We start from the raw sequence: 13,514 nt of genomic DNA, 5'->3' as shown, positions 1-13,514 counted from the left end.
GGGTCCCCGAAGGCAATCAGGCGGAGGCCGACAGGATGCGGCGCACACCGCTGGGCGGACGAGCCGTGAGGTGTGCGCCGTTCCCCTCGTCTCAGGCGCGGCAGCCGGACGGGATCCAGACATCGAGCACGAGCCGCTCCGGCGAGTGCAGCCTCGACGTCTTGTAGGACGGTTTGGCGTCGAAGGCCGCCCCGAAGGTGACCACACCCTCGAAGTCACCCGTCAGAGCGAGCCCCTTGAGTGTGGGAAGCCAGACCTTGACCAGTCGCGGCCCCTTGTAGACGGATGCGCCCGCCTCGTTGTGGGCGGCCGCGGGAGAGAGCTTGATCTCCAGGAAGTGTTTTCCGGCGAGCGGGACCTTGTGGCCCGACCCGTCGTAGCGCAGTTCCTTCACCGGCTTCACGGTGACCGGCGGCAGGGTGCCGCGGACATCGATGACGATCCGGTCGAAGGATCCGTGGCCGCCCCAACGGGCATTGGTGACCAGAGCGGTCGCCGGAGCGGCGGCTGCCGCAGAGGTCTGCGGCGAAGACGCGGAAGCGGAAGCGGGGATCGTGGCACCGACCCCGGCGGTGAGCAGTATGCCGGCGGCTGCAGCCGCGAGGCGCGGACGTTGGATCATGGTGTCCCCCAATTTCTCCAGATACGGGGACCAGTGGTGTCACCAACGTAGACACCGGTGGAAATCGTATGGTTGCAGAGCAATCGGTCTTTTTTCTGGTTGCTCTTGGGCGGAACTCGTTGCTCGATGCCGACCGGCGGTCAGGCGATCGGCTCCCGGCTCCCGGCCGGAGCCGGGGCCGGGACCGCCTGCTCTTCGCCCTCGGCGTTCACATGGGGCAGCGTCCGGTCCAGCCAGCGGGGAATCCACCAGGCCGACTTGCCGAGGAGCGTCATCGCCGCGGGCACCAGGAGCAACCGGACAATGGTGGCGTCGATGAGAACACTCGCCGCCAGGCCCAGTCCCAGCATCTTCACCACGATGTTGTCGCTGACGATGAACGCCGCGAACACGCTGACCATGATGAGGGCCGCACAGGTGATGACGCGTGCGGTGATCTCCAGCGCGTGGGCGACGCTGGCCTTCGGGTCCGCCGTACGCAGCCATGCCTCGTGGACGCGGGAGAGCAGGAAGATCTCGTAGTCCATGCTGAGCCCGAAGACGATGGCGAACATCATCATCGGCACATAACTCTCGATGGGCACATCGCCCGAGACGCCGAGCGCCGGTCCGCCCCAGCCCCACTGGAAGACGGCGACGATGACGCCGTACGAGGCAGCGATCGACAGTACATTGAGCACAGCCGCCTTGAGAGCGACGAGCAGTCCGCGGAAGACGGCCAGGATGACGAGGAAGGCCAGGCCGACGACCACAGCGATGATCAGCGGCAGGCGGCTGGAGACGATGTCCAGGAAGTCCACCTGGGCGGCGGTCGTCCCCGTCACATAGGTGCGGGCGTCGGTGCCGGAAACCGCCTGGGGCAGGGCATCGCCCTCCAGGTGGTTGACGAGTTCGGTCGTCTTCTCGTCCTGCGGGGCGGCGACGGAGTAGGCGGTGCCGATGAGCACATCGCCGTCGGATGTGGGCTTCAGCGGGGTGATCGTGTACGCGTTCGGCACGTTGGCGAGGGCGTTCTGAGCCTGTGCGGCGAGGGCCTGGCGGTCCGCCTGCGGTACGTCGCTCTGGTCGACGACGAGGGTCAGCGGGCCGTTCGAACCCGGCCCGAACGCCGAGGACATCAGATCGAAGGCACGCCGGTCGGTGAAGGACTTCGGGTCGGCACCGTCCCCGATGTGCCCGAGCTGGATGAAGAACAGCGGGATCGCGAGAACGGCGAGGACCACCACACCGGAGATCAGGAACCACCAGGGTCGGCGCTCCACCCGCTGCGCGTAACGGTGCCAGGTGCCGTGCACTTCCTCGCCCGGCTCGGCATCGGTCTCGGCGACGGGCTTGCGTACGTGGTACTTGTCGATCCGCCGGCCGATCACCCCGAGCATCGCCGGAACGAGGGTGATCGCGCCGAGCACCGCGGTGATCACCGTGACGGCTGCGGCCACGCCGAGTTTGCCGATGAAGCTGATGCCGGAAACCCACAGGCCGGACAGGGCGATGATGACCGTGCAGCCGGAGACCAGGACGGCGTGGCCGCTGGTGGCGGCGGCCATGCCTGCCGCGGTCACCGGATCCCGTCCGTTCATCAGGTTCTGGCGGTGACGGGTGATCAGGAACAGCGAGTAGTCGATGCCGACGCCGAGACCGATCATCGTGGCCAGCGTCGGCGAGACCGTGGCGAACGTGGTCGCGGCGGCCAGCAGCCCCAGCAGGCCCAGGCCGCAGATCACGGCGATCAGGGCGGTCACGAGGGGCAGGATCGCCGCCAGGACACTGCCGAAGCCGATCAGCAGCACCAGGATCGCCACGCCGAAGCCGATCGCCTCACTGAGCCGGTCGTTGGGCTCGGGCCGGGCCAGTTCACCGAGCGTGCCGCCGTACTCCACATCCACGCCGGACGCACGCAGCGGCTCGACGGCCTTGTCCACGCCGTCGAGGTACGACGCGCCCAGGATCGAGGGCTGGGTGTCGAACCGGACGGTGATGTACGCGGTCTTCCCGTCGGTGGACAGCGGGCCCACGTCAGGAGTGCCCGCGGGCTGTTTCGGTGGCGTGGAACCGGGCGGGGGCAGCGGGTTCTGCGCGCTGAGCACATGCGGCAGCTTCTGGAGACTGGCCACCACGGTCGAGACCTGGCTGCTCACATCGGTGAGAGGCTTCGAGGTGTCGTTGAGGACGACCTGGGCGCTGTATCCGCCGGCGGCGGGCTCGTGCGCCTTCAGTACGTCGAGGCCGTCCTGCGACTGGGTTCCCGGCAGGGCGAAGTTGTCCGAGTAGTCGCCGCCGAACGCGCGCTCCAGCACCTGGACCCCGGCGACGGCGACCAGCCACAGCACGATGACGAGCACGCCGTGACGGGCGCACCACTCCCCGGTGCGCCGCAGCACGCCCTTCGGTCGGGGCGCAGCGGCACGATCCGGCGCGGGCTGCGGTATCGGCATGCGTACTCCCGGCGTACTCGGCACTGGGCGCCCGGCGCCCGTGCGGTCGCCGAGGTCCGGGGGGCTCTCGCGGATCACCTCCCGAGAGAACACATCGGACACTCCGCATTGAAATGCGGATGAGCGGGCACGGCACGCCGACGCGGGGGAACGGGTGACCCTTCGGCACGCGCGTCGTCCCGGACCAGTACGCGTACACGGGTGCCGCGGCTCGTGGCGCCGAACGCTCTTGCAACCCCGGGCGCACAACGTTGATCACCGTGCGGCAGGCACGGGGAGATGTCCGGTCATGCCCAGCCGTGGAGATGCAATGCGCCGAGGAGCGCAGGCGACTACGGCCAGGGGGCACGGGGTCAGGTCGGCCGGTGCCCTGCAGTGGCCCGCGGCGGCCTCTCCTACGGCGGCCGCGCGCCGGCGCGTCCCGGCGCCCGGACCTCGCGCCCTGCGCGCAAGCGCGCCGAGGGATCGCTCCGGCGGCAGCGTTGCACCGCCCCCGCACCGACGGCTGCCGCCGGCCGGCTCTCCCCGGCAGTCCGCGCCACCCCGTTGTCCTGCCGGCCGGCATCGTGGCCCGGGGCCGCCGAGGGGATGCGCAGACGGCGATGCGGTGGGGCGGCGCACCATGGCGCCCCCTACACCCCCGCGTGGGGTGGCGCGGGCGCGACACCCAGCCACGACGCGACGGCTGCCGCAATCGGGAGTCCGGTCTCCAGTTCCACGAAGCCGAACTGGCCACCCTGGTTGCACTCCAGGAACCACCAGGTTCCTTCGGAGTCCTCAGCGAAGTCGAAGGCACCGTAAGTGAGTTCGGCGAGCTTTTTGTACGTCTCGACGGCCCGCGCGACTCTCGCGGGTACCTCGACGGCCTCCCAACTGTGTCCGGTCTCTCCGTAGCGTCCGTCCACCTGGCCGGGCTCAGCGACCTTGCGTGCCGCGAAGTGCTCGTCGCCCACGCTGGTCAGCCGGATGTCGGCACACTTGGCGATGTAACGCTGCAGCAGGGTGGGACCGGCCGCGACGCCCGCGAAGTCCGTGTCCGGAGGGACGAGGGTCGTGGGCAGTGCCATCGGCGGATCTCCGGGCGGCTTCCCCGAAACGGACTTCACGACGACATGCCGGTACTGGTCCGCGAACTGACGCGCCATCTTCGGATGCGTGGTGATGAGCGTGGCAGGCACCGGGAAGCCGCTGCGGTGCGCGACGCGGATCTGCCACGGCTTGTGCCGGGCCTTCGCGGCGGCGCTGGGGTGGTTCATCCAGCGTGCCGCCGTGCAGTCCAGCATCCCGTAGAGCGCCTGCCCTGTCTCCAGGGAGAGCCAGGCGGAGGGCTCGGCGGCGTGCGCGGCCGGTTCACTGGGCCTGCGCATCCAGACCGAGCGGACGCTGTCCATGCTCACCACGCGCCCACCGGTCGACAGATAGCCGCGGAACTCGCCCCGCACGTATTCGGCCGACAGTGCCGCCTCACCGGGGAGGTCACCCGGATCGAACCGCACGAGCGGGACGCCTTGCGCATGCAGCTCCGCGACCACCATGTCCGCAGTCACGTCCTGCTCGCACGTCAGGATCAGCACCGTCATCGCGCACAGCCGGTCAGTCGTCGAAGTGGGTTGCGGAACCGGCCTTGGAGGTCGTGGTCCCGGCAGCTGCGAGCAACGCTCTGTCCATGATGGCGGGGCGCCCGTCCGGCAGGACGTTCAACTGCAGGGTCTGGTCGTACGAGTAGGTCGCCGTGATCGGTGACAGCTCGGCAGGGCGTGCGAAGTTCCACGCGAACGGTCTCATGCTCTTCCTCCTTGCCCGGGCGGGGCTGCTCGGGCGCTCGGTAACAGTACGTATAGAAGGACGTAATGGTTTCAATACGATGAGTCACCATTTGAGCGCTGCTGGCCGACCGGAAGGCGGATCCGGGCAGCAGCCCGTGCGACGGTTGTCGACCGGCCCGAACTGGTGCCGAAATCCGACTTCTTGGAGCCACTCAGGCAGACGTCACACCCGCCCCATGGGTTTCGTTTTCTGGCCCCGGCGTGACGCACGCGACACCGAAGCGGCCGCAAACTTCCCCAAATCGCTTCCCTGGAGCGCCTGTTCGACGAAAGACAGGACGGCCGCCCCTCCGGCCGGACGATCACCTGAGACTCTCGCACCGATGGGCGGGCAACACCACCGTCAGTGCCAGGTTCTGACTCAACGTGCGCGGGCCCGTCTGCGGGACGACGCGTACAGGTGAGCTCCGGACGGGCGACAGGCCGGGGCCCGTTACTGGCTGTCGCACGGTCCCGATGCCAGGATCTGGGAGCATGCAGCACCGAGACGATGAGCCTTCGAGTGGGCCGCCCACAGCGAAAGTGCCGGCGGGCGCCCGGACCCGGATGATGACCAGACTCGTGACGATCGCCGCCGTTGTCGCAGGGACGCTCGTGTGGAGCGGTTCGGACGGCGAGCGTGACGCCGGCGCAACCCCTGTGCCCGCGCCCGCAAGGACAACCCAGCCCGCCGCGCACACCGCCAGGCTCCTGGGCGGCGGATCGACGTACGCCGAACAGGTCGTCGCCCTGGTCAACGCACGGCGGGTGCAGGCGGGGTGCACGCCGGTGCACGCCAACGGCCGCCTGTCGGCGTCCGCCCGGGCGCACGCCGACGACATGGCCTTCCGCAATTACTACGAGCACCAAAGTCCCGAAGGCCGCGACGGCGGCGACCGGATCGCCGCCGCGGGCTACAGCTGGACCAAGTGGGGGGAGAACATCGACCGTGGGCCGAAGACCCCTGCCGAGGCGATGAGCGAGTGGATGGACAGCGAAGACCATCGAGAGGTCATCCTGGACTGCTCGCTCAAGGAGATCGGCGTGGGGGTGAACCTCGCCGGCAACGGCCCGTGGTGGGTGCAGAACTTCGGCAGGCGACGCTGACGTTCCAGCGACCGAGCCACTGTGCGTACCGGATCAGTCACTGTCGATGACCCGGGCCGCCCAGGGAACACCTGGCCGGTCCCGGTCGTTCTTCTGCCAGGCAGCCGCGTCGAGGCGCGGTGGGCCGACACGTCCCAGCTACCCCCGCGAAGTGCCATGGCCCATTTCCGAGCTGTTCCCGTCGCGCTGGTCTGCGGGCTGATCCTCGCGCTGGGCGGCTGTGCCACCGGTGGCAGCGAGCCCGCCCCCGCGAGCACCCCCCGTCCCGTCCCCGCACCCACGACACCCGCGCATGACGAGGCAGCACCGAGCTCGCCCGAGCCGACTCCCGACAAGACCACCCCGCGCACCCGGACGGCGTCCCTGTCGATACCGTCGATCGGTCTCAAGGACCTGAGCGTCGTCCCGTACAAGGGGACGACGGACGACTGGCCGGGGACCCGGATACAGAACCGCGGCGCGGCCGCCAGCCCGTACGGCGACCAGGGCGGCGTCGGGCCCGGAGAAATAGGCAACTACCTGATCACAGCCCATCGCCTGTCTGCCGGCGGTCCCCTGCGCGACCTCCCGTCGGTCGCCAAGGGCGACTCGGTCCTGGTCAGGTCGAGCGGCGTGGTCCACGAGTACGTGATCATCGAGAGCCGCCGGACCTCTTTCCGCTCCGAGCGGTCGCTGGCCGAGCAGCGGGCCGCGGTTCCCGGCTTCCCCGGCAAACACCCCACGAAAGCCATGATCACCATCTCCACGTGCGCGACGCCGGAGGACAACGCGGCCGGGAATTTCTGGCGCGACGACCGTGGCAATCCCGAGCACCGCATCGACAAGATCGGTGTGCTGCGCAAGTCGGTGAGCCCGTCGCCGACCCCGTGATGCGCTACGGCCACACCCCACGGGCGACTGCGTCGACCGCCTGGAGCACTACCTCAACACGTAGAGCACCTGCGCGGCACCCCACTCGACGAAGCTGTCGGCCAAGGTGGCTCCGAGGTCTTCGAGCAGGCGGCGGGACGGGCTGTTGGCGGCCTGGGTCTCCGCCACGATGCCGGGTGCCTGCGACGGCACCCGGGCGGACGCCCAGGCGACGGCCGAGGCCACCGACTCGCGGGCATAACCGTGCCCCCAGTGCTCGGGCAGCATCTGGTACGAGATCTCCGTGCGGCCGTCGCGGGCCGCCTGCTCCACGGACACCAGACCTACGACGGCGCCGTCCTTGTGCCGTACGACGCTGAACGCGCCCGGGGCGCCGATGCACTTGTCCTTTCGGGCGCGCACTGTCTCCTTGTCGACCGGTCCGCCGAGATGGCGACGCACCTCGGCGTCCGTCCACAGGCGGACGATCGCCGGCAGGTCCGGGTGCTCCATGGGACGCAGCGTGAGGCGGGATGTCACCAGGGTGGTGGGCCAGTGGCCGCCAAGGGGCGCTTCGGTCATGCACGCGATCATGACATCGAAAGGGGACGACCCCAACATCGCTCGGATGTGGATCACTTCACCGGGGCGAAGCGCAGGGGGTACGTCCAGGTGCTCCGGTACGGGTCGAAGGCGGCGCTGCAGCCGGCTGTGCACCGGTGACGTGACGGCGTATCCCCGTATGCACCTACAACCGGTTTAGGGAGATTTTCAGCGGTTACCCGACGATTGGGGCGCTGCAGCGAAGGAGCGAGCACGATCGCCCGAGCGATGGACGCCACCTGGAAGCAGGCGAACGCGCCAGGGCGGTGAGCGGGCTCCCTTCCGGCACCGCGAGTGCCGGGGCGGGAGGCAGGGCGTTTCACAGGAAGCAGGCAGTCATGCGGTTCCCTGATCGCAGAGCAGCCGGGCGCGAACTCGCCGCCCGCCTCGTCGAAAAGCAGCGCAGTGGACAATTGACGGACCCGTTCGTGCTGGCACTGCCCCGCGGCGGTGTGCCCGTGGGGGACGAGATCGCCACAGCACTGGATGCACCTCTGGATGTCCTCGTCGTGCGCAAGATCGGTGCCCCGTTCAATCGCGAGCTGGGCATCGGAGCACTGGTCGGTGACGCCCCGCCCCTGTACGACGAGCAGGCTCTGGCCATGCTCGATCTGACGCCTGATCGCCTGGGTGCGCAGGTGGCCGCGGAACGTGCGGAACTGAACCGCCGGACTGACCTGTACCGGGGCCGGCGTCCGGCTCCGGACCTGCGTGGACGGACGGTGATCGTGGTCGACGACGGGCTGGCGACGGGTGTCACCGCGCGGGCCGCACTGAGTGCCGTGCGCGCGGATCAGCCGGCGCGCGTGGTGCTGGCCGTGCCTGTGTGTTCCACCGAGTCGTCTCTGACCGTCGGCGCGGAGGTCGATGAACTGCTCTGTCTGCACCGGCCTTTGGGCTTCCGGTCGGTGGGTGAGTGGTACGACGACTTCGAGCAGATCGATGACAACGAGGTGATCCGGACCTTGCAGGCCGCCTTCGCCGCCCACTGACCACCCCGTCGGCAACCCACTCGCTGCGGGGCCTATGCGGCCGCGGCGTCGAGGAGTTGGATGAACCGCCGCCCGAACAGGTAGGCGTCTCCGGGCCAGCGAGCCGACAGATAGTTACCGTCCTGGACGACGAACGCGTGGGTGTCGTCGGAAGCGGTCCCGCGGCCGGCCAGCACTCGCGGGCCGCGCTCGAACGACGCGGTCGGCGCAGTCAGCGCCGCCCTGACCTCGTCCTCGACATAGGCCGGGTACGTGCGGTAATAACGCCCCAGGCGCCAGGCCGTGATCAGATACGCGGAGCGTTCCATGTACTTGGGCAGGCATGTCGTACGCCGGTCGGCAAGGACGCTGCGGCCGCTCGCGGTGCCGGTCGTCCGGGCCAGCACCAGAACGCCGTGACAGATCGCGCCGACCGGCCGGTCCAGCGCCCAGAAGGCGGCGACCTGCTGCCGCAGAACCTCCGAGCCGAGATACTGCCTCATCCCGGGTGCATGCCCGCCGGGCAGAATCAGTCCGTCGAACTCCGCCATCTCGAGGTCGGCCCAGGCCATCGTCCGGGCGAACTCCCTGCTCTGCGTCAGCTCTGCGTAGCAGCGCTTGGCGTCGGGCTCGGCTCCGAGTTGCCCGAAGAGCACGCCGGTCAGCAGCCGCGGATCGGCGGAAGGCAGCGTGCCGGCGCGTTCGGTGGCGAAGACGACCTCGTGTCCCGCATCGGTGAGCAGGCGCCACGGCACCGCCACCTCGGTGACGTCGAAATCGTGGTCGGGGACCGGAATCAGCACACGCACCCGGCCATGATGGCATGCCCATGGCCGCTCGACGAGGACCGGCACGGACGTCGGCGTCCCGGGACGGTGCCGGTCGCCGGGCACCGGGGCCGGGGGGACCATGGACACCGGGGGCCGGCCGGCAGGAAGGGGTGGCCATGTTCGCGTACACCAAGGCATTCAGCGGCTTCTCGGTCGACGACATCGCGAAGGCCAAGGAGTTCTACGGCGGAACACTCGGCATTCCCGTTTCGGAGGAGAAGGGCATGCTGTTCCTGCAGATCGCAGGCGACACCACCGTTCTCGTGTACCGAATGCGGATCACCGGCCCGCGAGCTTCACCCTTCTCAATTTCGTGTGGACGACCTGGCCAAGGCCGTCAGTGACCTCACCGCACGCGGTGTGCGGTTCGAGCACTACGTGGAGTTCGCGGCGGTCGAGAAGGGCATTCGTGCGCCAGGAAGGCGACACCGTCCATCGCATGGTTCAAGGACCCGGCAGGCAACGTGCTGTCCGTGCTCGAGGAGAAGTGACCGCGAGGGATCACGCCGCGCACGGTGGGCTCATGCGTCGACACGGTGGCCCATGCGTCGAACAGAAGCGGGCCCTTTCGATGTCATCGGCGCCACGAGTACGCGCAGCGGGCAGCCGCACAGGGTGGGTGCGGGGCCCGCTGCGCATGCTCGCCGGCCGTCATTTGACCGAGCCGGCCATCACTCCCTGCACGAAGTGCCGCTGGAAGGCGAAGAAGACGACCACCGGCACCACCAGGGAGAGGAACGCACCGGGTGCCAGCACCCCGATGTTGCTGCCGAACTGTCGCATCTCCGACTGGAGCGCGACGGTCAGCGGCTGGGACTCGCTGTCCGCGAAGAGCAGGGCGACCAGCATGTCGTTCCACACCCACAGGAACTGGAAGATGGCCAGGCTCGCGAGCGCGGGGCGGCCGAGGGGCAGGATCAGCCGGGAGAAGATCCGCCACTCACTGCCGCCGTCCATCCGGGCCGCCTCCAGCATCTCCCGCGGGATCTCCGCGAAGAAGTTGCGCAGCAGGAAGACCGCGAACGGCAGTCCGTAGGCGACATGGAAGAGCACGACGCCCGGGATGGTGCCGAACAGGCCGACGGATCCGAAGAGTTTGGCGACGGGCAGCAGACCGATCTGAATGGGCACCACCAGCAGACCGACCACGACGAGGAAGATGGCGTCGCGGCCGGGGAAGTCCAGCCAGGCGAAGGCGTATCCGGCGAGGGCCGCGAGCACGACGACGAGCAGCGTGGTGGGCACCGAGATCAGCACGGTGTTCCAGAACGCCCCGGTGATGTCGGAGTCCTTCAGCAGGGCCGTGTAGTTGTCCAGCGAGAGCTGACCGGGATCGGTCAGCGCGGTCCACCAGCCGTCCGTGGCGTTGTCGCTCTCGGAGCGCATCGAGGAGAAGAGCAGCCCGGCCAGCGGGGTGATCCACACCAGTGCGACAACGATCAGGACCGCCTGGACCACACCGCTCCCGATCCAACGGGCCAGTCGGCCGGACGCCGTGGGGCGCCGCCGCGGCGACAGGGAGGGGCCCGGTGCGCCGGTCTTGGCGGGCTCTGGGGTGCCAGTGCGCTCGATGGTGCTGTGATGGCTCATTTCCTGCTCCCGCGGAAGCGCCGGACGTTGAAGATCATGGCGGGGACGACCAGCAGAAGCAGCAGCACGCTCAGTGCGCTGCCGAGCCCCTGGTTGTTCCCACCGCCGAAGGAGACCAGCCACATCCGGGTGGCCAGGACGTTCGCCTCCTCCTGCACAGGGCCCGGCGCGATGATGTAGACGAGGTCGAAGACCTTCATCACGTTGATGACGAGGGTCACGAAGACCACGGTCAGCACGGGTGCGAGCAGCGGCACGGTGATCCTGCGGAAGATCTGCCACTCGTTGGCGCCGTCCATCCGGGCCGCCTCCAGGGCCTCGCGGGGCAGCGAGGCGAGCCCGGCGCCGATCAGCACCATCGCGAAGCCGGTCCAGATCCACAGATAGGCGCCGATGATGGCCGGAGTGACCAGGGCGGGCCCGAGCCAGGAGACGCCTTCGTAGGGCGCGGCGAAGTTGTCGGCCGGGAGACGGACGGTGTACGAACCGTCCGCCAGGCCGGCCAGGCTGAAGGAGCCGTCGGGTCCGGTGGTGGCGGTGGCGGCCACTTCTCCGTCCCGTACCGCCTCCACGGTCATGCCCGGCAGTCCGTTCTCCTTCGGATCGACGGTGCCGGGCTTGCCGCCACCGCCGGGGGTGAAGTCGAGATAGACCACTCCCCTGACCTCGTCGGCAGCTGCCTGCGTGTCGGCGGCGCCGTGGGCGGGCCTGGCTTCGACGGGCATCTTGTCCGGGGCCACGCCGACGAAGCCGAGCTGGACGCTCGCTCCGGGCGCGATCGCCTCGGTGGTGCCGTACGAGCCGCCGGCCTCCTTGGTCAGGCCCTGGTTCTCGCGGGCTCTGGCCGTGGGGTAGGCGGAATTGCCGGTGAAGCTGTCGTGGACCGAGACGACCATGGCGTTCAGCACGCCACGGTCCGGATCCTGTTCGTACGCCAGGCGGAAGATGATGCCGGCGGCGAGGAACGAGACCGCCATGGGCAGGAACAGCAGCAGTTTGAACGCGGTTGCCCAGCGCACCTTTTCGGTGAGTACGGCGAGGACCAGGCCGAGGCCGGTCAGCAGGACGGGCGCGACCACGACCCAGATGGTGCTGTTGCGGATCGCCTTGAGCGTGGCGGGGTCGCTGAATATCTCGGCGTAGTTGGCGCCGCCGACGAAGCGGTCGCCGGTGGCGTCGAAAAGACTGCGGCCGATGGAGAACAGAACGGGGTAGACGACGAGCGCGCCGAGCAGCAGCAGGGCGGGCAGCACGAAGGCGATCGCGACGGTCCGCCTTCTGCGCTCGGCCCGGCGCCGCGGATTCGCGGCGCGGGCCTGGGCGTTGACAGCCATGACGGGTGCCTCAGTTCCCGTACGCCTTGGCTGCCGCGGCTTCGAGCTTGGCCGCGGTGGCCTTCGGGTCGGACGGGTTGCGCAGGAAGTCCTGCAGGAGCTTCCACTCCCCCGCTCCCTTGGTGCCGCCGAACGCGGCAGGGGCCTGGTCGGACATGTCGAAGCGCACCGAGTCTCCGGCCTTGACCAGCGATTCGGCGGTGGCGCGGGTGGTGTCGTCGCCGTACGCGGAGAGCTTCACGTTCTTGTTCGGCGACAGGAATCCGCCGGCGCCTGCCCAGACTTCGGCGGCCTCGGGCGTGGCGAGGAACTCCAGCAGCGCCATGGCGGCCTTCTTGTTCTTGCCGTCCTTGAGGACGACGGCCGCGTCGCCGCCGCTGACGACCGGGGCGGGGCCGGAACCGACCGGCGGGAACGGGTAGAACTTCGCGTCCTCGCCGAGCTTTTTGCCGAACTCGTCCTTGGCGATGCCGCCGACGAAGTCGCCTTCGTAGACCATGCCGGCCTTGGGCTCGGGGCCGAAGACCTGCTCGACGGACGCGGGGAAGGCGGTGCGCAGCGCGCCGTTCGCGCCGCCCGCGACCAGCTGCTTGTCCTTGAACAGGTCACCGAGGGTGGTGAGCGCCTTGACGACGGTGGCGTCGGTCCACGGCAGGGTGTGGGATGCGAGCTTGTCGTAGTTCTCGGGACCTGCCTGGGAGAGATAGATGTTCTCGAACCAGTCGGTGAGGGTCCAGCCGTCCTCGCCGGCGACCGAGAAGGCGGGCAGACCGGAGTCGGAGAGGGTACGGCCGGCCTTCAGCATCTCCTCGTAGCTCTTGGGCTCCGCCACTCCGGCCTGCTCGAAGGCGGCCGGGCTGTACCAGACGGTCGACTTGTGGGCCGCCTTGAAGTAGAGGCCGTAGTACGTGCCGTCGACGGTGCCGTAGTTCTTCCAGACCGGGGCGAGGCCCGCGCCGGCGGTCGACTCGGCCTTCTTGGACAGCGGCGCGAGCCAGCCCTCCTTGGCGAACTGCTTGATGACGCCGACCTGGGGCACCATGACGACCTCGGGGGCGTTGCCGCCCTCGATCTTGCTTCCGACGAAGGTGGAGACGTTGTCGCCGCTGGGGACGAAGGTGGTCTTGGCGCCGGTCTTGTCGGTGAAGGCGTCCAGCACCTTCTGGAAGTTCTTCTGTTCGCTGCCGGTCCAGACTCCGGCGACGGTCACCGTCTGGCCGCTGAGCTCCTTGGCGCTCGCCGGGCCGGTCGGGTCGCCTCCGCAGGCGCTCGCGCCGAGTGCGAGGGCGAGCACCGCCGATCCTGCTGCCGCCGTGCGCCGTGCCGTCGTGGTTCGACTCATGATGCGTTCCTTCCGAGGGTGGGTGA

The 13,514-nt window shown here is 69.1% G+C and carries 13 protein-coding genes; 4 read left to right on the top strand and 9 right to left on the bottom strand.

The window, feature by feature from the left end; genetic code table 11:
- Positions 1-91 precede the first annotated feature (91 nt).
- The 4 genes from ACFYWI_RS31725 to tgmA all read right to left on the bottom strand — a co-directional run bounded on the left by ACFYWI_RS31725 (position 92) and on the right by tgmA (position 4,842).
- The gene (locus ACFYWI_RS31725) at positions 92-622 is read right to left on the bottom strand and encodes a hypothetical protein (protein WP_389239174.1); all 531 of its coding nucleotides are present in this window, start codon (positions 620-622) and stop codon (positions 92-94) included.
- Positions 623-762: 140 nt separating this feature from the next.
- On the bottom strand, positions 763-3,057 hold the full coding sequence (locus ACFYWI_RS31720; RefSeq protein WP_389239172.1) for an MMPL family transporter: 2,295 nt from the start codon (positions 3,055-3,057) through the stop codon (positions 763-765).
- Between the two features lie 632 nt (positions 3,058-3,689).
- A complete protein-coding gene (tgmB, locus tag ACFYWI_RS31715) occupies positions 3,690-4,637 on the bottom strand; it encodes an ATP-grasp ribosomal peptide maturase (RefSeq protein WP_389239170.1) in 948 nt (315 codons plus the stop codon).
- Between the two features lie 13 nt (positions 4,638-4,650).
- Entirely contained in the window at positions 4,651-4,842 is a 192-nt protein-coding gene (gene tgmA, locus ACFYWI_RS31710; RefSeq protein ID WP_389239168.1) for a putative ATP-grasp-modified RiPP, read from the bottom strand.
- A gap of 590 nt (positions 4,843-5,432) precedes the next feature.
- Here tgmA and ACFYWI_RS31705 point away from each other — a divergent pair.
- The gene (locus tag ACFYWI_RS31705; protein ID WP_389239166.1) at positions 5,433-5,969 is read left to right on the top strand and encodes a CAP domain-containing protein; all 537 of its coding nucleotides are present in this window, start codon (positions 5,433-5,435) and stop codon (positions 5,967-5,969) included.
- Positions 5,970-6,125: 156 nt separating this feature from the next.
- Positions 6,126-6,839, top strand: coding sequence for a class E sortase (locus tag ACFYWI_RS31700; RefSeq protein WP_389239164.1), 714 nt, complete (start codon positions 6,126-6,128; stop codon positions 6,837-6,839).
- Positions 6,840-6,887: 48 nt separating this feature from the next.
- Here ACFYWI_RS31700 and ACFYWI_RS31695 read toward each other — a convergent pair whose 3' ends face one another.
- A complete protein-coding gene (locus ACFYWI_RS31695; RefSeq protein ID WP_389239162.1) occupies positions 6,888-7,400 on the bottom strand; it encodes a GNAT family N-acetyltransferase in 513 nt (170 codons plus the stop codon).
- Between the two features lie 359 nt (positions 7,401-7,759).
- Between ACFYWI_RS31695 and ACFYWI_RS31690 the strand changes: the two genes are divergently transcribed.
- Positions 7,760-8,413, top strand: a complete 654-nt coding sequence (locus ACFYWI_RS31690) for a phosphoribosyltransferase (protein ID WP_389239160.1) — start codon at positions 7,760-7,762, stop codon at positions 8,411-8,413.
- 32 nt (positions 8,414-8,445) lie between these two features.
- Here the strand turns inward: ACFYWI_RS31690 and ACFYWI_RS31685 are convergent, their stop codons facing one another.
- Positions 8,446-9,201 carry a type 1 glutamine amidotransferase domain-containing protein gene (locus ACFYWI_RS31685; RefSeq protein ID WP_389239158.1) on the bottom strand — a complete coding sequence of 252 codons (756 nt, stop codon included), beginning with the start codon at positions 9,199-9,201 and terminating at the stop codon, positions 8,446-8,448.
- 137 nt (positions 9,202-9,338) lie between these two features.
- On the opposite strand from ACFYWI_RS31685, the gene ACFYWI_RS31680 reads away from it, so the two are divergent.
- A complete protein-coding gene (locus ACFYWI_RS31680; protein WP_389239156.1) occupies positions 9,339-9,566 on the top strand; it encodes a hypothetical protein in 228 nt (75 codons plus the stop codon).
- A gap of 307 nt (positions 9,567-9,873) precedes the next feature.
- Here ACFYWI_RS31680 and ACFYWI_RS31675 read toward each other — a convergent pair whose 3' ends face one another.
- From ACFYWI_RS31675 to ACFYWI_RS31665, 3 genes are read right to left on the bottom strand one after another with little or no spacing between them, the layout of a single operon-like run.
- Complete coding sequence (locus tag ACFYWI_RS31675; protein WP_389239153.1) at positions 9,874-10,812, bottom strand: carbohydrate ABC transporter permease; 939 nt, start codon at positions 10,810-10,812, stop codon at positions 9,874-9,876.
- The gene (locus tag ACFYWI_RS31670) at positions 10,809-12,146 is read right to left on the bottom strand and encodes an ABC transporter permease subunit (protein ID WP_389239151.1); all 1,338 of its coding nucleotides are present in this window, start codon (positions 12,144-12,146) and stop codon (positions 10,809-10,811) included. Before ACFYWI_RS31670 ends, ACFYWI_RS31675 begins: the two co-directional genes overlap by 4 nt.
- Positions 12,147-12,156: 10 nt before the next feature.
- Positions 12,157-13,488, bottom strand: a complete 1,332-nt coding sequence (locus tag ACFYWI_RS31665; RefSeq protein ID WP_389239149.1) for an ABC transporter substrate-binding protein — start codon at positions 13,486-13,488, stop codon at positions 12,157-12,159.
- Positions 13,489-13,514 lie beyond the last annotated feature (26 nt).

The sequence above is a fragment of the Streptomyces sp. NPDC002889 genome, from assembly GCF_042888425.1.
Classification (GTDB): Bacteria; Actinomycetota; Actinomycetes; order Streptomycetales; family Streptomycetaceae; genus Streptomyces.
The sequence above is the reverse complement of the archived record's forward strand: the minus strand, read 5'-3'. Positions and strand labels throughout refer to the sequence as shown.